Below are 21,828 nucleotides of genomic sequence, written 5' to 3' on the forward strand. Positions count from 1 at the left end.
CGGGGCCGCCCCGCCCCCCGGTGTTCACCCGGTGATCTCCCGATGTTTACGCAGGTCAGACCCTGTTTACCCCCCTCAAAACTGTGCTTGTCATGTGCAGGAAGTTGATGTTCTATGTGACGGCGATCAAGGGCTGGGGTGCCACGGCGTGGCATACGGACGAAGGGATGGGGCCCGGTGCGGAGGCGTTCCCGAAGACGCGGTGGACCGCGTCGTGGACTACTGATCCTGACCACTGCCGCGCTGCTGCTGGGCCCGCTGCCCGCCACGGCCACGGCGACCACCGGGGCGGACCCCGCCCCCACCGCCGGCACCCCGCGCGACGAGGCCGCGCGGGCACTGGCACGGGCCGGCGAGACGGGCGAACGCGTCGAGGTGGTGGGCGAACGGTCCCCGGACACCACCGTGTACGCCAACCCGGACGGCGAGACGTTCACGCTGGAGCAGTCGGCGGTACCGGTCCGGGTGGCCACGGCCGACGGCGGCTGGCGGACCCCGGATCCGACCCTGGAGCGCCGGGCGGACGGCACGGTGGCGCCCCGGGCCGCCGCGGTCGGCATGGAGTTCTCCGGCGGCGGCGCCGACGCGCCACTGGCCCGCATCGAGGACGGCGGCCGGTCCCTCGCCCTGGGCTGGCCCGGCACCCTGCCCGCACCCGAACTGGACGGGACCAGCGCGGTCTACCGCGAGGTCCTCAAGGACGTCGACCTCAAGGTGACGGCCTCCACCGAGGGCTTCCGCCACGTCCTGGTCGTCAAGACCCCGCAGGCCGCCGCACAGCCCGGACTCAAGCGGATCGAGTACGCGCTGCGCACCTCCGGGCTGAGCGTCGTCGAGAACAACAGCGGCGGCTACGACGCCGTGGACGCCGACGGCAACTGGGTGTTCCGCGCCCCCCGGGCCCAGATGTGGGACTCCGCCGGCACCGCCCCCGCGAAGCCGTCCACGGCACTGCAGTCGTCGTACCGCACCGCCGACACACCCCCCGCCCCCGGCGAGGGCGGCGACGGCGCCGAGCGCGGCACCGAACCGCTGGCCGGTGACACCGTCAGGCCGATGGACGTCCAGGTCGACGCCGACTCGCTCACCGTCACCCCCGACCCCGCCCTGCTGGCCGGCACCGAGGCCGGGCACTACCCGCTCTACATCGACCCCACGGTGAGCTGGGGCGAGGCCGAGCGCACCCTGCTGCGGTCGGACGGCTACGCCTCCTACGGGTGGGGCAACGGCGAGGACGACCTGGGCAAGGGCGTCGGCAAGTGCGGCACCTGGGGCGGCTACTACTGCGGTCCGGGCTACACCCAGCGCCTCTACTTCGAGTTCTCCCCGGCGAACCTCAAGGGCAAGCGGGTGCTGGACGCCACCTTCCGGGTGACCGAGCCGTGGGCGTTCCAGTGCGACCCCAGGTGGGTGCAGCTCTACCGGACCGACAACATCTCCTCGTCCACCACCTGGGCCTCGCGCCCCAGCGCACTGGACCTGCTGGGCGACCGGAACGTCTCCGCGGGCCGCGGCTCCTCCTGCGACCCCGACACCCCCGCGGCTCCCATCGAGTTCAACGACGACCCGAAGGAGAGCTACGAGAACCTCACCCCGACGGTCCGCGGCTTCGCCGACGGCAAGTTCTCCCGGCTGACGCTGATGCTCAAGGCCAAGGACGAGACGGACGCCTCCGCGTGGAAGCGGTTCCGCAACGACGCGGTGCTCGCCGTCACCTACGTGGGCCTGCCGGACGTACCCACCGTGCCCACGGTGGCGTCCTCCTGCGAGACCGACGCCGCGGACCCGGCGTGGATCTCCGACCCCACCCCCCGGTTCAGCGCCCGGGTGCAGGCCGCCCCCGGCGGCGAGGGCGGGGCGAGCCTGCGCGCCCACTTCTACGTGCAGCGCCGGACGGCCGACGGCTGGACCGCGGTGGCCACCGAGCCGGTCCGCCCGTCCAGCGGCTACGTCGGCGACAACGCCACGGTCAGCGTGGACTCCCCGGTCACCCTCGCCCAGAACACCGCGTACCGCATGGCGGTGTTCACCCGCTCCTACTACGACAACGGCGCCGCCCAGATCGAGAGCCACAGCACGGTGACCACCAAGGGCTGGTGCTACTTCACCGTCGACTCCACCCGTCCGAAGGCACCGGCCGTCACCACCCCCGCCGGGGCGGTGTACGCGGTGTGCCCCGACGACGGGGACGGCTGCGGCGCGGCGACCGGCGGACCGGGGATCGCGGGCCAGTTCACCTTCACCAAGAACTCCGCCGACAACAACGTCGTCGCCTTCGAGTACAAGCTCGCCACCGACCGGTCCTGGACCAAGGCGTCCGCCACCGGCACCCTCACCCGCTCGGTCAAACCGGCCCTCTCCGGCGTCCAGGTCCTCTACGTCCGCGCCGTCGACAGCGTCGGCAGCGGCCAGTCGGGGGAGACCACCGCGGTCCGCTTCAACGTCGCCGAGGGCGAAGGCCCCACCGGGCTCTGGCACTTCGACGACGCCGCCCCCGGCTCGGGCGCGACCGCCGCGGCCGACACCGGCACCGCGCCGGGCAGCCGGCACCCCCTCACCCTGCGCACCTCCGGGGCGGGCTGGTCCTCGTACTCCCGCACCGGCGACAACGGCCGCTCCCTGTGGCTGAACGACACCGCCAACACCGCCCAGCAGACCGGGTACGCCGACTCCGCCGGGCCGGTGGTCAACACCCAGTCCTCCTTCACGGTGTCGGCCTGGGCCTACCCGACCGACGACACCGCCTTCCGCACGGTGCTCTCCCAGACCGGCAGCGACAACAAGGGCTTCTCGCTGTACTACTCGCCGGGCGTCGGCCGCTGGGTGTTCCTCATGCACTGGTGGGAGAACGGCACCCGCAAGTACATCGGCGCCAACGCCGACGCCACCCCGGGCCTCACCCTGAAGACCTGGACCCACCTGGCCGGCGTCTACGACGGCGAGGCGCACACCCTGAGCCTCTTCGTCAACGGCAGGCGGCAGGGCGACCCCGTACCGGTCCCCGAGGCCGGCCGGGCCACCGTGGTGGACGGCGCCTTCCAGGTCGGCCGGGCCGGCGGCTACAACGGCACGTACATGAACTACTGGAAGGGCCGCGTCGACGAGGTCGCCGCCTACCAGACCGCGCTGCCGGACGCGGAGGTCGCCAAGACGGCCAAGCTGCTCACCCCGGACGGCAGCGCCCGGGCCGTGGAACTCATGGCCTCCTGGCAGCCGCGCGGCAGCACCGGCACCGCCGACCTCACCGACACGGTCAGCGGCTACGGCCGCACCCTGCGGATGACCGGCGGCGCCGCGGTCACCGACGACGCGATCGTGCTGGACGGCACCGACGACGCGGTCACCGCGCCGGGCCCGGTCGTCGACGACCGCGAGTCCTTCACCGTCACCACCGAGGTCGAGCTGAACCAGACGGCCCTCAACGGCAAGGCGGACGGCTACACCGCCCAGATCCTCGGCCAGCGCACCGCCGACGGCTCGGCCTGGGGCCTGTGGTACCAGCGCACCGGCGCCGAGGAGTACATCGACGAGGAGACCGGCGACCTGCTGACCCGGCCCGTCGGGTTCTGGCGGTTCGGCCGGCTCAACGCCGACGGCTCGTTCACCGCGGTCGACTCCGAGGAGGCGGCGGCCGGTGGCGCGGTCCGCCTGACCGGGGTGTACGACGCCCAGGAGGGCACCATCCGGCTCTACCTCGCCGGCACCCGCAACGGGGTGGACACCCCGTACACCGCGGTCGTGGGCTCCGGTGAACTGGCCGGCGGCAAGGGCTTCGTGAACAAGACCTGGGGGCACTACCTGCCCGGCCGGATCACCGACATCCGGGTCTGGGCCGGCGCCGCCGCCGACGGCGACCAGGTCGGCGACATGGTCGGCGTCGCCCAGGACGACGAGAACGACGACGTGTCCGGCTGACCCGGCACCCCGCGGCCGGCGCCCCCGGGGCGCCGGCCGCCCCCTCCCGTACCGCTCTCCCTCGTACCGCACCGCGCGGCGCCCGCACCCGGCCGCTCGCTTCCTCAGTCGATCCGTGACCCTGATGGGGGTTGTTGGTGTTCGCACGACGTACGTCCCGCGGCGGCCGCCGGTCCGCCCGCGCCGCCCACGGGCTGTTCCTGGCGGTGACGGTGGCGGTGACCGGGCTCGGTCTCACACCGGTGGCACAGGCCGCGCAAGCCCCGGACCACCTGAAGCCCCTGTGGCAGCGGGAGATCACCGACACCGAGGCGGTGACCGGACTCGGCGCCCGCGCGGAACGCCGCCGGGCCGAGACCGTCCGTGCCCGGAACACGGCGCAGGCCGAGCGGGCCCGCTCCGAGCAGCGGGCCGTCTGGCCCCGCGCCGCGACCGGCCGGGTGCCCGTCACCCCCCGGGGCGGTCCTGGGGCCAGGACCAAGGCCGGGGCCGTCGCCACGACGCCGGTCGGTGACCTGCCCGTCGCCGTCACGGCGGCCGGGAGCGGCGGCGCGCCCGCCGAGGGCACGGCGCGGGTGCGGGTGCTCGGTCACCGGGCCGCCGCCGACGCCGGTGTCCGGGGCGTGCTGCTCACCGCCGAGGCCACCGGGGCCGGCACCGCCGACATCAGCGTGGACTACGGCGCCTTCGCCTCCGCGTACGGCGGCGGCTGGTCCGGACGGCTCGGCCTGGTGAAGTTGCCGCGCTGCGCGCTGACCACACCGGCGAGGACCGAGTGCCGCACCACCATCGAGGTGGCGTCGGCCAACGACATCGCCCGGCGGACCGTCACCGGCACGGTCGCCCTGCCGGCCGGCGCGCCCACCGTGCTGGCCCTGGCGGCGACCACCTCGGGCGAGTCCGCGTCCGGGTCCGGCACCTACGCGGCCACCCCGTTGTCGCCCTCGGCCACCTGGGAGGCCGGCGGCTCCTCCGGCGCCTTCACCTGGTCCTACCCCCTGGAGGTCCCCCCGGCGCCGGGCCCCTCACCCGACCTGTCCCTGGCCTACGACTCCGGGTCGGTGGACGGCCGCACGGCGTCCACCAACAACCAGACCACCCCGATCGGCGAGGGCTTCAACACCTCCGCCCACTCCTACATCGAGCGCACCTACGGCTCCTGCGACGAGGACGGGCAGAAGGACAAGTTCGACCTGTGCTGGAAGTTCGACAACGCCAGCCTGGTCCTCAACGGCAAGTCCTCCGAACTGGTCAAGGACGACACCACGGGCACGTGGCGGCTGAAGAACGACGACGCCTCCACGGTCACCCTGGCCACCGGCGCCGACAACGGCGACGACAACGGCGAGCACTGGACCGTCACCACCGGCGACGGCACCCGGTACGTCTTCGGCCTGAACAAGCTGCCCGGCGCCGGCACCGAGCGCACCAACTCGGTATGGACGGTCCCGGTCTTCGGCGACGACTCCGGGGAGCCCGGCTACAGCCAGGGCGGCACGTTCGCCGACCGCTCGCTCACCCAGGCATGGCGGTGGAACCTGGACTACGTCGAGGACCTGCACGACAACGCCATGTCGTACTGGTACACCAAGGAGACCAACTCCTACGCCAAGAACGGCGCGAGCACCGCCACCGCCTCCTACACCCGGGGCGGCCGCCTCGACAAGATCCTCTACGGGCAGCGGGCCGACGCCCTGTTCACCGGGGTCACCTCCGGCAAGGTCGACTTCGGGTACGCCGAGCGCTGCACCGCCGCCGACTGCTCCGAGCTGACCGACTCCACCGCCCCCAACTGGCCGGACGTCCCCTTCGACGCGATCTGCGCGGCCGGCAAGGACTGCCCGGCGACCGGACCGGCGTTCTTCACCCGCAAACGGCTCACGAAGATCGACACCTCCGTCTGGTCCGCCGCCACCGGCGCCTTCACCCCCGTCGACACCTGGGAGCTGACCCAGCAGTACCTGGACGGCGGCGACATCGGCGACACCACCGACCAGACCCTCACCCTCAAGAGCCTCCGGCGCACCGGCCGGAACGGCACCGACATCACCCTGGACCCGGTCACCTTCACCTACGACATGCGGCCCAACCGGGTCGACGGCGACCGGGACGACGTCCTGCCGCTGACCCGGCCCCGGATCCGCACCGTCACCACCGAGACCGGCGCCATCACCGACGTCACCCTCTCCGGCCAGGAGTGCGTCCGGGGCAGCGCCATGCCCGCCGCCGAGGACCGGAACACGTCCTCCTGCTACCCGCAGTACTGGCACGTCAACGGCGCCGAGGAAGCCTCCCTCGACTGGTTCCACAAGTACCGCGTCACCGACGTGGTCACCAGCGACCCCACCGGCCACGGCGCCACCATGGAGAGCCACTACAGCTACGACGGCCCGGCCTGGCACTACAACGACTCGCCGTTCACCCCCGCCGACGAGCGCACCTGGTCGGTCTGGCGCGGCTACCGCACCGTCACCGTCACCCAGGGCTCCGGCACCGACCTGTCGAAGAAGACCTCCGTCTACCTCCAGGGCATGAACGGCGACCGCCTGCTGGCCGCCGACGGCACACCGGACCCCGACGCCCGCCGCACCGCCACCGTGCCCGGCAAGGACCTCACCGGCCTGGACGTGCCCGACCAGACCGACAGCGAGCAGTACGCCGGGTTCCTCCGCCAGGAGATCACCTACAACGGCGCGACCCCGATCACGGTCACCGTCAACGACCCCTGGTCGAAGCGCACCGCCACCCAGCACAAGTCCTACGCCGACACCGAGGCGTACTACGTGCGCACCGGCCGGGCCACCGCGCACACCTACCTCACCGCCACCCAGAAGTGGCGCTCCGCCGCCGTCACCACCACCTACGACGACTACGGCATGGCCGTGAAGTCCGACGACACCGGCGACACCGCCAGGACCGGCGACGAGACCTGCACCCGCACCTGGTACGCCCGCAACGACAGCCTGGGCATCAACTCCCTCACCTCACGCACCCGCACCGTCGGCCGGGCCTGCTCGGTCGCCGAGGCCGACCTGTCCCTGCCCACGAGCGCGGCGACCCCCGGCGACGTGGTCACCGACACGGCCACCGTCTTCGACAAGGCCGACGCCACCGCGTGGACCGCCGCCCAGACCCCCACCAAGGGCGAGGCCACCTGGAACGGCCGCGCCGCCGCCTACCCGGCCGCGGTCACCGGCGGCGAGCGCGCCCCGTCGTCCTGGGCGACCGTCAGCCGCATCACCTACGACGCCCTCGGCCGCCCGCTCACCACCACCGACCCGGCCGGCAACCCGACCACCGTCACCTACACCCCCGCCGACACCGGCCCGCTCACCCGCACCCAGACCAAGGACGCCAAGCTCTACAGCACCTACGCCTACATCGACCCGGCCCGGGGCCTGACCACCAAGACCTTCGACCCCAACAACCGGATCACCGAGACCGCCTACGACGCGCTGGGCCGCACCACCTCGGTGTGGCTGCCCAACCGCAACCGCTCCGGCGGCCAGAGCGCCAGCTACGTCTTCGGCTACTCCGTCTCCCGCACCGCCCCGTCCTGGACCTCCATGGGCACCCTGCGCGCGGACGGCACCACCTACTCCACGACGTACACCATCTACGACTCGCTGCTGCGCACCCTGCAGACCCAGCAGCCCGGCGCCACCGGCGGCCGGATCCTCACCGACACCCGGTACGACAGCCGGGGCCTGGCCTACGAGGCGTACGCCGACATCTTCGACAGCGCCGCGCCCTCCGGGACGTACACCCAGGCCGAGTACGGCGAGGCACCCAGCCTCACCCGCACCGGCTACGACGCCGCCGGCCGCCCGGCCACGACCACCTTCCTGGTCGGCGGCGTGCAGAAGTGGCAGACCACCACCACCTACACCGGTGACTCCACCGCCACCAGCGCCGCCCCCGGCGGCTCGGCGAACCGCACCGTCACCGACGCCCTCGGCCGCACCGTCGAGACCCGCCAGTACGCGAGCACCTCGCCCGCCGACAGCGAGTACGGCGGCGGGGTGGGCGCCGTGTACGCGCGGACCCGGTTCACGTACACCCCCGGCGGCAAGCAGAAGACGATCACCGGCCCGGACGGCGCGGTCTGGTCCTACGGCTACGACCTGTACGGCCGCGAGGTCTCCGCCACCGACCCCGACAAGGGCACCACCACCACCGGGTACACGGCCCTCGACCAGGAGGCGTGGTCGAAGTCGGCCGGCGGCCAGGCCGTGATCACCGGGTACGACGTGCTCGGCCGGGTCACCGACACCTGGAAGTCGGCCCCCGGCGCCGACCTGACCAGCGCGTCGGTGCTGGCCGCCCAGAAGACGGACGCCAACAAGCTCACCCACTTCACCTACGACACGGTGGCCTCGGGCAAGGGCAAGCCCGCCACCTCCACGCGGTACGTCGGCGGGGCCGGCGGCAAGGCGTACACCCAGGCCGTCACCGAGTACGACAGCCGCTACCACATCACCGGCTCCAAGCTCACCCTGCCCGCCGACGACGCCCTGGTGACCGGCAAGGCGGTGCCCTCCAACGTGCTGGAGTCCACCGCCCACTACAAGACCGACGGCACCCTGGAGCAGACCACCGAACCCGCGGCCGGCGGCCTTTCGGCCGAGACCGTCGAGTACGACTACTCCGCGCAGGGCCTGCCCACCACCCTCACCGCCGGCGGCAAGGGCATCGTCCTGGGCACCACCTACACCGACCTGGGCCAGGTCTCCACCCTGCGGCTCGGCGTCTCCGACGCCACCGGCAGCGACAAGGTCGACGTCGTCAACGACTACGAGGACGGCACCCACCGCCTGCTGCGCACCCAGGTACGCGCCCAGACCCACGCCTACGACGCGCTCAACCTGCGCTACACCTACGACGACGCCGGCAACGTCACCAAGATCTCCGACACCACCACCCTCGCGGGCACCGGCAAGGCCGACACCCAGTGCTTCGAGCACGACGGCTACCAGCGCCTGACCGAGGCGTGGACGCCCGCCTCCGGCGACTGCGCGCCCGGCGGACGCAGCACCGCCGGTCTCGGCGGCGCGGCCCCCTACTGGACGAGCTACACCTACGACTCCGCCGGGCAGCGCAGCACCGAGACCACCCACGGCACCGACGGCGCGGCGACCACCACCTACTGCTACCGGGAAGGCACCGTCCAGCCGCACACCCTCCTCGCCACCACCACCGGCACCTGCGCCGGAGCGAGCGCCGAGTACGGCTACGACGCCGACGGCAACACCACCCGGCGCCCCGACGGCACCACCACCCAGAAGCTCGACTGGGACAGCGAGGGCCGGCTCACCCGGCTGACCGAGGACCCCACCGGCGCCGCCCGCGCCACCGACTACCTCTACGGGGCCGACGGCAACCTGCTGATCCGCCGCGACACCTCCGCCGGCGGCGAGACCGTCCTGTACCTCGGCGCCACCGAGGTCCACGTCAAGGGCGGCAGGACCTGGGCCAACCGCTACTACACGCACGGGGACACCACGGTCGCCCTGCGCAGCAACGAGTCCGGCACGGAGAAGACCACCTACCTGGCGGGCGACCAGCACGACACCGCCACGGCGGCCATCACCGCCGACACCCAGGCGCTGACCAAGCGCTACCTCACCCCCTTCGGCACCGAACGCGGCAGCGGCCCGGCGGACTGGCCGGACGACAAGGGGTTCCTCGGCAGGAGCACCGACACCGGCACCGGCCTCACCCACCTCGGCGCCCGCGAGTACGACCCGTCCATCGGCCAGTTCCTCAGCGTCGACCCGCTGCTGCAGACCGACATCCCGCAGACCCTCAACGGCTACAGCTACGCCTCGCAGAACCCGGTCACCCAGGCCGACGCCAGCGGTATGGGCCTGGCCTGCGGCCCGCAGTTCGGCGTGGCCTGCCCGACCCGCCCCGACGGCACCCCCGGCAACGGCCGCCCCGGCGAGGCCGTCAAGCCGGTGTACGCCTGCCCGAGCCTGATCAACCCGCAGTGCCCGGAGTACACCGGCGGCACCGCGAGCGGCGGCGGCGGGGGCGGCGGCCACAGCGGCGGCGGGTCCGGCTACTCCGGCGGCGGGGGCGGCGGCTCCTCGCAGAAGAAGGCCGTCCACATCGACGACGGCTGCAAGGACTGGGGCTTCCTGTCCAAGGTCTGCCGCGGGGTCGGCGAGGTCTTCTACGGCGCCATCAGCAACGTCCCGCACGCCGTCGAGTACGCCGGCTGGATCTGGGACGACGACTGCTGGAACGGGGGCCCCGGAACCGAGGGCTGCGACTACGGCAACCAGTTCGACATCTGGGTGGCCAAGCACGGGTACAACGTCTACAGCGACGAGTACCAGGTGCCCTCGGCGCTGGCCGCCATCTTCGGGCACAACGAGCTGCGCAAGGGCGTGAGCGCCCCGGCCCGCCGGCCCAACTTCAACTCCGTGCAGTCGGCCAACCGGCACTACGCCAAGCACGTCCTGGGCGTGCAGGCCGGCAACAAGGGCAAGGTGAAGGCGGTCGACGGGGGCGGCAACATGCCGGAGTTCAAGGGCCCCAACGGCCGTACGCGCTACCGTGAGGCCGCCCAGCAGTTCATGTCCGGAGCCGGACCGGAGGGATCGATCTCCCTGCCGAGTTCGAGCGGCGGGATGTTCCGGGTCGACCCGAAGACCGGATACTTCGGCTACATGAACTCCTCGGGCACCATCTCCACCTTCTTCCGGCCCAAGGGCGACCCGGTCGAGTACTTCTGGAGCCAGTTCAAGTGACCTTCGCCGACCCCGGTTTCACCGAGACGTTCCAGCGGATCGCCCGCGCCGCGGGCTGGGCCTCCCCGCCCCGCCCGGCGCAGGCCCTCGCCCAGTGGGAGGGGTTCGTGGAGGAGTGCGAGGAGGGATACGCGCTCGACTTCTCCGAGTACCTCGACGACCTCTCCGTCCGCACCCTGCTGCACAAGGTCCTCGGCGACCCCGAGGCGCGGCACGGCCCGGTGTACGAGCCGTTCGCCCGGCGGGTCGGGCTCGTCGACGACCGGTTCCGCGCGCTGATCGGCGAGGGCCCGCTGGTCCGCCCCGGCAGCGACCACTGGTGGGAACGGCGGATCCCCGCCGCCGGGGGCCCGGAGTTCGTGGCGGACGTCCACGAACGGTACGCGGTGCGGCTGCGCACCCTGGAGGAGTGACCGGCACCGCGGTGACCGGCCCTCACCCTCGGTAGTTGGCACGTTCACGTGAGGCGCCGGACCCGGTGGACGCGGCACGGTGTCCGCAGGCACACCGGCCGAGCGGCACCGACACACGGCGCCGCGCGTCGCGACCCCGGGAACGAGGAGAACCGCCGATGGGAGCCTTCCCCACCACCGAAGCCGTCCCCGAACACCGCGGGACGGCCTGCTGGCACGACGCCGTGTCGGACACCTTCGCCGCCGCGGAGGTGTCCGTCCCGCGCGGCGAGGGCGAGGGAACCCTGAGCACCTCCCGGCTCGGCCGGGTACGGGCCGCCACCGTGCGCGGCGGACGGATGCGCCTGCGCTGGCCCGCCGCCCGTCCGGACGCCCCCCACGGGGACCGGCCGCTGGTCGTCGTGACACCGGTCGAGGGACTCCTGGTCGTCGACCAGGGGGAGGGGAGCACCCATCTGGTCCCGGGGGCGACCGGCTTCTGCGACCTGGCCCGGCCCACGCGCATCGACTTCCTGCGCGGCTACCACGTCAAGTGCCTCGTGGTGCCCCGCCGGCTCCTCGGCCTGGCCGAGGGCGACCTGCGCCGGCTGACGACCGCCCCGGCACTGCCCGGCACCCCCTCCGGGGCACTGCTGCGGCCGCTGCTGACCCAGATGGTGGACACCGCCCCGGCCCTGGCCCGCGGCACGGGCGAGGCGCTGGTACGGCATGTCGTCGACCTGATCTCCGTACTGGCCCAGGAGCGGCTGCACGACGGGGCGGCGGACGTACCGGACACCGCGCGGGACCTGCTGGCCCGGATCCGGGAGCACATCGACCGCCACCTCGGCGACCCGGACCTGACCCCGGAGTCCATCGCGCGGGCGCACCGGATCTCCGTCCGCTATCTGCACCGGCTGTTCGAGCACGAGGACACCACCGTGAGCCGCTGGGTGCGGCGCCGCCGGCTCCAGGAGTGCCGCCGCGAGCTGGCCCGCCGGCAGGCGGCGGGCCGGACCGTCTCCGCCGTGGCCCGCCAGTGGGGCTTCACCAGCCCCGCCCACTTCAGCCGCGCCTTCCGCGCCATGTACGGCATGTCCCCGGCGGAGTGGCGGCGCTCGGCTCTGGAAGGCGGCGGTGCCGCCCGTCCGGAGCCGGTCGCCGGACCGCCGGCGGAGGTGTGGCCGGTGCGCCCGCGCCTCGCCCCGCCGTCCGGTGTCCGCGGCCGGCTGGGCGGCCCGCTCGGTACGGTCGCGTGAGGCGGCCGGCCCGGCCGGCCGTGGTGCTCGCGCACGGGGCGTTCGCCGACGCCTCGGTCTGGACGGCGGTCACCGGCCTGCTCACCGCCGGCGGCCTGGCCGTGCACGCGCCGGACCTCCACTTGCGCGGGCTGGCGCAGGACGCCGCCCGCCTGCAGGACGCCGTGCGCCGGGCGGGCGCCCCCGTGGTGCTGGTCGGGCACGGCTACGGCGGCGCGGTGGTCACCCAGGCCGCGACCGGCACCGACGAGGTCGTGGCCCTGTGCTACGTGGCCGGGTTCGGACTGGACGCCGGGGAGTGCGTGCTCGACGTCACCGGCCGGTTCCCGGCGATGCCGCTGCTGGGCTCGTCCCTCACCGCCGACCCGGCCGCCCTCGGGCGGGACCCCGCCGGCCGGGAGCGCGAACTGCTCCTGCGCGCCGAGCGGTTCGGCCCGGCGTACGCCGCCGACCTGCCGGACGCCGTCCGCGCGGCACTGCTCGCCCGGCAGCGCCCGATCACCTTGGGCGCGCTCACCGACACCCCGGGGGAGCCGGCCTGGGCGGGCCTGCCCGCCTGGTACGCCATCGCCGGTGCCGACCGGCTGCTCAACCCCACCGCCCAGCGCTTCATGGCGCAGCGCATGGCGGCCACCGAACACGTGCTGGACGCCTCCCACGCGGTGCCGCTGTCCCGGCCCGCCGCCGTGGCGGCCATGATCCGCGAGGCCACCGCCCGGGCCACCGGGGACGAGGACACCCACCGGCCGCACCGATGAGCACCCGCCCGCCCCCGCACCGCCCCCCACCTGCGGTTTAGGATGCTGACCTCTCGCACAACCCCCGGAAGGCACCACCATGGGCGCAGCAGCCAGGTCCTCGGCGCGGCGGCGGACGGCCGCGCTCCTCGCCGCCCTCGCCCTCGCCGTGACCGCGTCCGGGTGCGCGGACACCGAGGACTCCGGCTCCCCCACCCTGACCGTGCTGGACTACTACACCGACGCCACCGAACACGCCCAGTGGGGCGCGCTGCTCCAGGAGTGCGGCGAGCAGGCCGGGGTACGGATCGAGCACCGCAGCGTCCCGGGGCCCTCGCTGGTCACCACCGTCCTGCGGCAGGCGTCCTCCCGCACCCTTCCCGACCTGCTGATGCTGGACAACCCCGACGTCCAGCGGATCGCCGCGACCGGCGCCCTGACCCCGCTGCGGCAGTACGGCGTGGACCTCGACGGGTACGCCGAGGGCATCCTGTCCGCGGGCACCTACCAGGGAGAGGTGTACGGCGTGACACCCGCCGTCAACACCGTCGCCCTCTTCTACAACAAGGACATGCTCGACGAGGCCGGGGTCACGGTGCCGCGCACCTGGGACGAGCTGAGGAAGGCGGCGGCCGAGCTGACCCGTCCCGGCCGCTACGGCATGGCGGTCGACGCCGACGCCACCTTCGAGAGCAGTTGGCAGTTCCTGCCGTTCCTGTGGTCCAACGGCGGTACGGAGACGGAGCTGACCAGCCCCGAGGCCGCCCAGGCGCTGCGGCTCTGGACCGACCTGCTGCGCGACGGCTCCATGTCGCGGTCGGTGCTCACCTGGAACCAGGCCGACCTGCACGACCGGTTCGCGTCCGGCCGGACCGCCATGATGATCAACGGTCCGTGGCGGATCTCCGCGCTGGAACGGGTGCGCGGCCTGCGCTGGGGCGTGGCCCCCGTGCCGGTGCGCGCACCGGGGCAGACCCTGGTCACCCCGCTCGGCGGAGAGCTGTGGACCGTCCCGAGGACCGCGTCCGAGGCCCGGCAGGAGAAGGCCGCCCAGGTGCTCGGCTGCCTGACCGGTCCCCGGCACTCGCTCACCGTCGCCGAGCAGTACCACACCGTCCCGGCCCGGACCGAGGTCGCCCGGACCTATGCGCGACGGTCGCCGGAGCTGGCCGCCTTCGTCGACAGCGTCCGGACGGCCCGGCCGCGCACCGAGCGCACCGGCGCACGCTGGCCGCGCACCGCCACCGGTATCTACACCGCGATCCAGCTCGCCCTGACCGGCCGGGAGACCCCCGAGCAGGCCCTGGCGGAGGGCCGGCGCATCGCGGCCCGAGGGGGCGAACCGTAGGACTCCCTGCGGTCGCCGCCGGGACCGCACGCCCCCGCGTGCCGGCGGGTCAGTCGTCGCCGGAGGCGAGGACCACGTGGGCGAGCTGCACCCGGGAGTTGACCGACAGCTTGCGGAAGACGGACGACAGATGGGTGTTGACGGTGTGCGGCGACACCACGAGCAGATCGGCCGCCGACCGGTTGGTGTGACCCTCGGCGATCAGCCGCGCGACCTTGCGCTCCGAGGCCGTGAGCGCCTCCCAGCCGTGCGCCGGACGCGGCCCGCCGGGCGCCCGGCGGGCCTGCCCGCCCGCGCGCCGCAGCAGGTTCTGGACCCGCGCCGCCGCGCCGTGCGCGCCCGCCTCGGCGAATGCGGCCCGCGCCCGGGTCAGGGCGTCCACCGCCTCCGCCCGCGCCCCGGCCGCCAGCAGCGCGGCACCCAGGTCGGTGCGGGCCGAGGCCAGGTTCAGCGGCCGGGGACCGTCCTGGAGGAGGGCCACGGCACGCCGCAGCGCCGCCACGTCGCCGGCGACCAGCCCGCGGGCCTGCGCGGCCAGACCGGTGGCCGTGGGCACCCCCGGATTGCGGGCGGCGTACGCCTCGGCCTGCCCGGCGAGCTCCGCCGCCAGGTCCCGGTCGCCGCTGTGCAGGGCGATGCGGACCGCCTCGTCCACCCAGGAGCGCAGCAGACGCCAGCGCATGAACCCGTCGTGCCGCTGGACCCGCCGCAGTCGCTCGGCGGCCCGTGCGCGCTCTCCCGAGGCGTCCGCGTGCAGCGCTTCCAGGTAGTCCACGACCGCCGTGTTCCCGGGGTTGGGCTTCACCGCCAGCCGTTCCCGCGCCGCCGCCAGATCGCGCCGCGCCGCCGGCGGGTCGCCGCGCAGCAGGCCGATCCGCGAACGGACCACCCGGCCGTTCACCTGCTGGACGGGGACCTCCACCTCGTCCTCCAGGCGCTCCATGGTGACCAGGTCGGCCTCCGCGTCGTCGAGCCGCCCGAGCCCCAGGTGCTGCTGCCCCTGGGCCCACATCAGCATGGCCTGGCGGTACGCGCCGTCCTGGGCGGTGGCCCGCAGCAGAAGCCGCTCGGCGGACGCGAAGTCGTCCAGGTGCTGGTGGGCCACGATCTCCTCGGGGAGGTAGGCGGGGTCCACCGCACCGAGAGCAGCGAAACGTTTCAGCGCCTCGGTGGTGTCGCCCGCGTTGAGCGCGGTCTCACCGAGCCCGAAGAGGGCCTGCACATGGGCCTGCCGGTCGCCGGTCGCGGTGGCCTCCCGCAGCGCGGTCCCGCCCGCCGCCCGCGCCGCGGCCAGGTCGTCGCCGCGGGACAGGGCCAGCGCCCGCAGGGCCGTCAGCCGTGCCCTGGTCTCCGGGGCGGCGCCGCCGACGGCGAGCGCGGCCTCGATCCGCCGGCGCAGCTCCTCGGCCCGGTCCAGGTTCCACAGGGTGGTGCCGATGGCCGCCTGGAGGCGGCCGAACACGTCCAGCGGCGGCTGCCGCGCCAGCAGCCGTTCCCCGGTCTCCAGGGCCTCCCGGTCACGGCCCGCCCGGGCCAGGGCGAGGATCGCCCGCTCACCCACGTCGAACGCGGCGGGCCGCTGCGGGGGCGTCAGCTCCAGCGCCCGGACGAGCAGGTCGGCCGCGAGGGCGGGCGTCACGGGCAGCACGTCGTCGGCGGCCCGCGCCAGCAGCAGGCCCGCCTCCTCGTCGCCGGGGAGCGCGCCGGTGAGCAGGTGGGCGACGGCGTCGATGGGCCGGTGGCCGGTGGCGACCAGGTGCCGGGCGGCCTCGCGGTGCAGGGCCCGGCGGGCCGAGGGCGGCATGTCGGCGTAGACCGCCTGCCGGAGCAGGTCGTGCCGGAAGACCAGGAAGTCCCCCTCGTCGGCGAGCAGCCCGGCACGCACCGCCTCGCCCAGCACCTCGACCAGGGCGGCCGGGGACCGGTCGCTCAGCGCGGCGGCGTCCTGGAACCGGAACCTGCGCCCCAGCACGGCGCCCACCTGGAGGAAGCCCAGTGTTCCGGGGGAGAGCGGGGCGAGTCGGCCGCGCACGCCGACCACCAGCCCCGGGGGTACCGCGCGCCGCCCGGGGTCCCCGGCCCGCAGCCCCGAGAGCATCTCGACGGCGAGGAACGGATTCCCCCCGGCGCCTTCGAGCAGTTCCCGCACCCGGGCGTCGGCCCTCCCGCCCAGGACGTCACCGGCCAGCTCCCCGATGGCGGTGTCCGACAGCGGGCCCAGCCGCACGGTCACCGTCGGCGGGGCCGGGGCCGCCACGGTGAGGATCTCGTCCGCCGCCTGGGCCGGGCCCTGCCGGCCGGCCAGCAGCCACAGCACCGGGGAGGTACGCAGTCTCGCCGGGAGGTGCTTCAGGACGAACCGGCTCAGCGGATCGGCCCACTGCACGTCGTCCAGGCCGATGAGGACCGGGGCCAGGGCGGCCCGCGCCTCGATCCGCTCCGCCAGGTGCTGCACCAGCCAGATCCGCTGGTCGTGCCCGCGGGACAGAGGAGCGAGCGCGTCCTCGGACAGCAGCGGCCGCTCGCCGTACGTGAGACAGGCCGTCAGCGAGGAGAGCGGCACCAGGTGGTGCAGTTCGTCGGCCTTGCCCAGACCGACGGAGAAACCGGCTTCCCCGGCCCGCTCGGCGAGGTCACCGAGCAGGGCCGTCTTGCCGATGCCCGCCTCGCCCCCGATCAGCGCCAGGGCCGCGCCACCGAGCCGACCAGCGCCCGAAGCCTCTCCAGCTCGGCCTCCCGGCCGCGCAGACCGCTTCTGGACAGCGCTCGATCCGCCGCCACAAGCGTTCCTTCCGTCCACCAGCACCCGGCCGGAACCGGGGTCCATCCATGCCGACCCGGCACGCGAGGCGCGCCGGAGGTCAACTATCGCACGCATGTCGTACGAAGTACGGCGCCGGAGCATCGGCCGGTGGGGAGGCGGAACACCTGCGGGGCGGTGGACACGGACGGGTGGCGCCGGAGCCGCTCAGTGACCGGCGCGCACCGCGAGCGCCGCGTCGTGGATCAGGTCGCTCACCGGGCGGGGGTCGCTCACCGAGACGGCGTGCGGGGCCTGCACGGAGACGGTGCGGGCCCGGGCGCGCGAGGCCATCCAGCGCTGCGCCCGCGGCGGGATGTTGCGGTCCTCGGTGGCGATGAGGTACCAGGTGGGCAGCGTCTTCCAGGCGGCCGCGGTGGCCTTCTCGTTCAGCGCCGCCACCGTGACGGGGCGCTGCCCCGCCGCGAGCGTCCGCGCGGTGGTGCCGGGCACCCCGGCCGCGAACTGCCGGTGGAACAGGTCCTGCCGGATGAGCAGTTCGTCGCCCGTGCCGCCGCCGGGGAGCGGGTACTTCTGTACGACGGTGGTGTCGGCCAGGGAACTGCCCGGGTACTTGGCGCTCAGCTCCGCGGCGCTCTCGCCGGGCTCCGGGACGAAGGCCGCGATGTAGACCAGCCCCTTGACCCGGGCGGCGCCGACCGCGGCCCGGCTGATGACGGAACCGCCGTAGGAGTGGCCGACCAGCAGGACGGGCCCGTCGATGCCGTCCAGGACGCTGCGGAGGTAGGCGGCGTCGCTCGCCAGCCCGCGCAGCGGGACGGGCGGGGCCACCACGCGGTGTCCCCGCTGGTGCAGTCTCGTGATGACGGCGGACCAGCTCGACGCGTCGGTGAAGGCGCCGTGAACCAGGACGACGGTGGGCGGGGAGTGCTCGCCCCGGGACGCGGGGGCGTCCGCCGGGCGCTCGGCCGGTGCCGCGTGCGCGACGCCGGAGGTGCCCAGGGCGGCGGCACCGGCGAGCACGGACGCGGTCACGGTGCGACGGGAGACGGGTGTGTTCATCGTTGGCTCTCTCTTGAGGCGCGGCGAAAGGCGGGGCGGTGTCACGCGGAGGCGGCCTCGACGGCTTCCCCGATGAAGGCGACGACGCGTCCCGGGTGGGCGAGCATCACCAGGTGGGAGGAGTCGACCTCGATGGTGGTCATGCCGGCCCGCCGGTAGCCGAAGCGCTCCACGTCCGGGTTGATCGTGCGGTCCGCGGACGACACGACGCCGAAGGACGGCTTGGTCTTCCACGCGGCGGCCGGGGCGGCCTCGGCGAACGCCTGCGCGGCGAGGGGCCGCTGGGAGACCGCGAGCACCCTGGCGAGGTCCGGGTCGACATCCGCGGCGAAGATCGCGGGGAACTTGTCCGGCTCGACCGACACATCGGTGCCCGGGGTGTCCGAGCCCTCGACCGGGAACGGGGTGTAGACCAGGGCCGCCGCCAGGTCGGAGTCGGGGAACCGGCCCTGCAGCTCGCCCAGGCTCTCGCCGACCTCCAGGGCGTAACCCGACAGGTACACCAGGGCGCGGACGTTGTCCTCCACACCGGCCACCGTGATCACGGCGCCGCCGTAGGAGTGGCCCACCAGGACGACCGGGCCGTCGATCTGCCGTACGACGGAGGCGATGTAGGCCGCGTCGCCGAGGAGGCTGCGATTGGGGACGGCCGGTGCGACCACCTTCAGGCCGCGCTTCAGCAGCCCGGGGATGACGGCGGCGTAGCTGGAGGCGTCGGCGAACGCCCCGTGCACCAGGACGACGGTGGGCTGCTCGGAACGGGACATGATCGGACTCGTTTCTCTTCGAAGACGGAGGAAGGTGCTCGGCCACGACGCGCGGAAGGCGGCCGGCCGACCGGTCGGCCGACCGCCTTCCGCCGTGCGGGCCCGCGAGGTCAGGCGTGCAGCGCGTCGCGCAGGGTGCGGGTCGCCGTGGTGATCGCCAGCTCGGCGCCGTACGTCTCGCGCAGGGCGTTGAGCATCACGAAGTCGTGGATGACGCCCCCGACCCGCAGGGCGGTGACGGCGACCCCGGCCCCGCGCAGCTTCGCGGCGTACGCCTCGCCCTCGTCGCGCAGCACGTCGGCCTCGGCGGTGATGACCAGCGCCGGGGGCAGCCCGGTGAGCTGCTCGGTGGTGGCGCGCAGCGGGGAGGCGGTGATCTCGGCGCGCTGGGCCTCGTCGGTCGTGTACTGGTCCCAGAACCACTGCATGCCGTCGCGGCGCAGGAAGTACCCTTCCGCGAACTGGTGGTAGGAGCCGGTGTCGAAGCTGGCGTCGGTGACCGGGTAGAACAGCACCTGCTGCACCAGGGGGACATCGCCGCGTTCCTTGGCCATCAGGGTCAGCGCCGCGCTCATGTTGCCGCCGACCGAGTCGCCGGCCACCGCCAGGCGCGAGGCGTCCAGGCCCTTGGCGGCACCCTCCCGCACGATCCACCGGGCGACGGCGTAGTTCTGCTCGATCGCCACCGGGTAGCGGACCTCGGGCGAGAGGTCGTACTCGGGGAAGACCACGGCCGCCCCGGCGCCGACGGCGAGTTCGCGGACCAGGCGGTCGTGGGTGTGGGCGTTGCCGAAGACCCAGCCGGCCCCGTGGATGTAGAGGACCACCGGCAGGGTGCCCTCGGCGCCCGCGGGCCGGACGATCCGGGCCCGTACGGAACCGGTGGGGCCGCCCTCGACGGTGACCCACTCCTCGTCCACCGCGGGCTTGGCGACCTCCCCGGACTGCACCTGGTCCACCGTCTTGCGTCCCTCGACCGGGCCCAGGTCGGCCAGGTAGGGCGGGGTGTCGGTGGCCTCGGCGAACGCGGCGGCGGCCGGTTCCAGGACCGGCGTGACCGGCTCGAAGGCGTGAGACATGGGAACTCCTGAGAGGTCGTGAACGGGCCGGACCGGCCGGCGGTGCGTCCCACCGGACGCGTGGGTCCAGGGGGCACCGGCCACGCTACGGCGGTCACGCCGGCGGTCTTGCGTCCCCGCGCACGCGCTCTGTCCTCACCGCGCACCCGGGCGACCGGTGTGCTTCCGGGCAGGCCGCGGGGCGGGGAGCCGGTCCGCGGTGGCGGACGTAGACGGTGACGCGCGCCCCGCTGACCCGGACCGTTCCGGCCGCGCGGAAGTGGCGCCGCAGGGTGCCCGTCTTCGCCCGCTCCCGGGGGCCGGCCAGGGAGTGCGCACCCGTCGCCTGGACCACCACGATCCGGTCGAAGGCCAGCATCCGTGCCGCGATCCGCCGGGCGGGGAGTTCGACGCCGGCGAGGGTGTCGGACGAGACGGCGTCCCGGGCCAGGGCCAGGTCGGTCAGGAACCGGGTGTCCTCGGGGTCGGCCGAGGCCAGGAACCGGTACTGGCCGGGGAGGTGGAGCAGCCCGTCGCCGGGGCGGCCGGCCGCGCGGACGGCGGCGCCGATGGCGGTGGCGTCGTTGCTGCGGCTGCCGGGCGTGCGCAGCGCGAGGCTCGGCGGGACCAGCGCGGCCAGCACGGCGACCGCCGCGACGCACGCCGTGCGGGTGGACCGCCGCCGCAGGAACCGGTCCGTCCAGGCGCCCAGCAGCAGGGCGGCCCCGATGTTGGCGTAGAGCACGTACCGGTCGACGAACAGGGGCTTGACCGGTGTGGCGAGCAGCAGCACAAGGCCCGGGAGCACCAGGATCGGCACGGCCAGCGCGGTGAGCCGTACCGGCCCCCGGGTCCCCAGCGGCACCAGGGCGCACGCCAGGCCCAGGGCCGCCACCACCAGGAAGTAGCGCATCCGCACCGGCCCGCCGATCCAGGACACCTGCTCCGCCTGCCGCGCACTGAGCACCACCAGCGGCGACAGCCCGGCCAGCACGCCCGCGGCAGCGGCGCTCCACGCCCGCAGCACCGGCCGGGTCACCCGGGAGACGGCCAGGGTGACCCCGTGCGCGACCAGGGCCAGCACCGCGAACTCGTGCAGGAGACAGGCGGTCAGCATCAGCGAGCCGTAGACCGCCCACCGCCACCGGCCGCGCCGCGCGACGCCCGCCACGAGCGCGTACGTGGCCCAGGTGACCAGCGCGCAGACCATGGCGTACGAGCGGCCCTCCTGCGCGTACTTCTGCACCTGCGGCAGCACCGCGAACACCAGCCCGGCCAGCAGCCCGGCCCGGGGTCCGGCCAGGCGCAGCGCCAGCAGCCCGACCCCGCCCGCCGCCACCGACATGGCCAGCACGGACGGCAGCCGCAACGGCAGCAGCCCGCCGCCGAAGAGACCGAACACCCCGTGCATCACGACGTAGTACAGGGCGTGGACCAGGTCGATGTGCTGGACGGTCTGCCATATCTGGGACAGATCGCGGTGCGCGAACTGCCGGGTGACGACCTCGTCCCCCCACAGGGTGTTCTGCCGGCGGATGCCCCAGAGCCCCAGGGCGACGGAGAGCGACACGGGCGCGGCGACGACGACGGCCGTGGCGGGGCGCGCCGGCCGCCGGGCCGGTACGGCGGGGAGGACCGTGCCGGGCACGGCGGGGACACGGGTGTCGAGGGACATCGGCGACGGGCCTTTCCACGGTGGGCCGGAATGCCCCCGCAGCCTGCCCGGACCTCGTTGACCGGCCGCTGACCCGACCTGACCGGCCGATCAGGAAGG

11 protein-coding genes are annotated in these 21,828 nt (G+C 74.3%); 6 read left to right on the top strand and 5 right to left on the bottom strand.

The window, feature by feature from the left end:
- Positions 1 to 177: 177 nt before the first annotated feature.
- The 6 genes from IE316_RS17650 to IE316_RS17675 all read left to right on the top strand — a co-directional run bounded on the left by IE316_RS17650 (position 178) and on the right by IE316_RS17675 (position 14,406).
- Entirely contained in the window at positions 178 to 3,915 is a 3,738-nt protein-coding gene (locus IE316_RS17650; protein ID WP_229910433.1) for a LamG-like jellyroll fold domain-containing protein, read from the top strand.
- Between the two features lie 137 nt (positions 3,916 to 4,052).
- Positions 4,053 to 10,670: an RHS repeat-associated core domain-containing protein gene (locus tag IE316_RS35970; protein WP_268257646.1), complete on the top strand. Its 6,618-nt coding sequence runs from the start codon at positions 4,053 to 4,055 to the stop codon at positions 10,668 to 10,670.
- Positions 10,667 to 11,083 (top strand): hypothetical protein, encoded by a 417-nt coding sequence (locus tag IE316_RS17660; RefSeq protein WP_190205316.1) that lies wholly within the window; start codon positions 10,667 to 10,669, stop codon positions 11,081 to 11,083. Before IE316_RS35970 ends, IE316_RS17660 begins: the two co-directional genes overlap by 4 nt.
- Before the next feature lie 158 nt (positions 11,084 to 11,241).
- The gene (locus tag IE316_RS17665) at positions 11,242 to 12,321 is read left to right on the top strand and encodes a helix-turn-helix domain-containing protein (protein WP_190205317.1); all 1,080 of its coding nucleotides are present in this window, start codon (positions 11,242 to 11,244) and stop codon (positions 12,319 to 12,321) included.
- On the top strand, positions 12,318 to 13,079 hold the full coding sequence (locus tag IE316_RS17670) for an alpha/beta hydrolase (RefSeq protein WP_229910434.1): 762 nt from the start codon (positions 12,318 to 12,320) through the stop codon (positions 13,077 to 13,079). Before IE316_RS17665 ends, IE316_RS17670 begins: the two co-directional genes overlap by 4 nt.
- A gap of 79 nt (positions 13,080 to 13,158) precedes the next feature.
- On the top strand, positions 13,159 to 14,406 hold the full coding sequence (locus IE316_RS17675; RefSeq protein WP_190205318.1) for a sugar ABC transporter substrate-binding protein: 1,248 nt from the start codon (positions 13,159 to 13,161) through the stop codon (positions 14,404 to 14,406).
- A gap of 49 nt (positions 14,407 to 14,455) precedes the next feature.
- Here the strand turns inward: IE316_RS17675 and IE316_RS17680 are convergent, their stop codons facing one another.
- The 5 genes from IE316_RS17680 to IE316_RS17700 form a co-directional block, all read right to left on the bottom strand.
- Entirely contained in the window at positions 14,456 to 17,233 is a 2,778-nt protein-coding gene (locus IE316_RS17680) for a helix-turn-helix transcriptional regulator (protein WP_229910435.1), read from the bottom strand.
- A 141-nt stretch (positions 17,234 to 17,374) separates the two neighbouring features.
- Positions 17,375 to 18,229 carry an alpha/beta fold hydrolase gene (locus IE316_RS17685; protein WP_190205319.1) on the bottom strand — a complete coding sequence of 285 codons (855 nt, stop codon included), beginning with the start codon at positions 18,227 to 18,229 and terminating at the stop codon, positions 17,375 to 17,377.
- A 41-nt stretch (positions 18,230 to 18,270) separates the two neighbouring features.
- The gene (locus IE316_RS17690; RefSeq protein ID WP_190205320.1) at positions 18,271 to 18,996 is read right to left on the bottom strand and encodes an alpha/beta fold hydrolase; all 726 of its coding nucleotides are present in this window, start codon (positions 18,994 to 18,996) and stop codon (positions 18,271 to 18,273) included.
- 110 nt (positions 18,997 to 19,106) lie between these two features.
- A complete protein-coding gene (locus IE316_RS17695; protein WP_190205321.1) occupies positions 19,107 to 20,075 on the bottom strand; it encodes an alpha/beta hydrolase in 969 nt (322 codons plus the stop codon).
- 94 nt (positions 20,076 to 20,169) lie between these two features.
- Entirely contained in the window at positions 20,170 to 21,729 is a 1,560-nt protein-coding gene (locus IE316_RS17700) for a glycosyltransferase family 39 protein (RefSeq protein ID WP_190205322.1), read from the bottom strand.
- Between the last annotated feature and the right edge of the window lie 99 nt (positions 21,730 to 21,828).

It is taken from the genome of Streptomyces fumanus (assembly GCF_014655295.1).
Classification (GTDB): Bacteria; Actinomycetota; Actinomycetes; order Streptomycetales; family Streptomycetaceae; genus Streptomyces; species Streptomyces fumanus.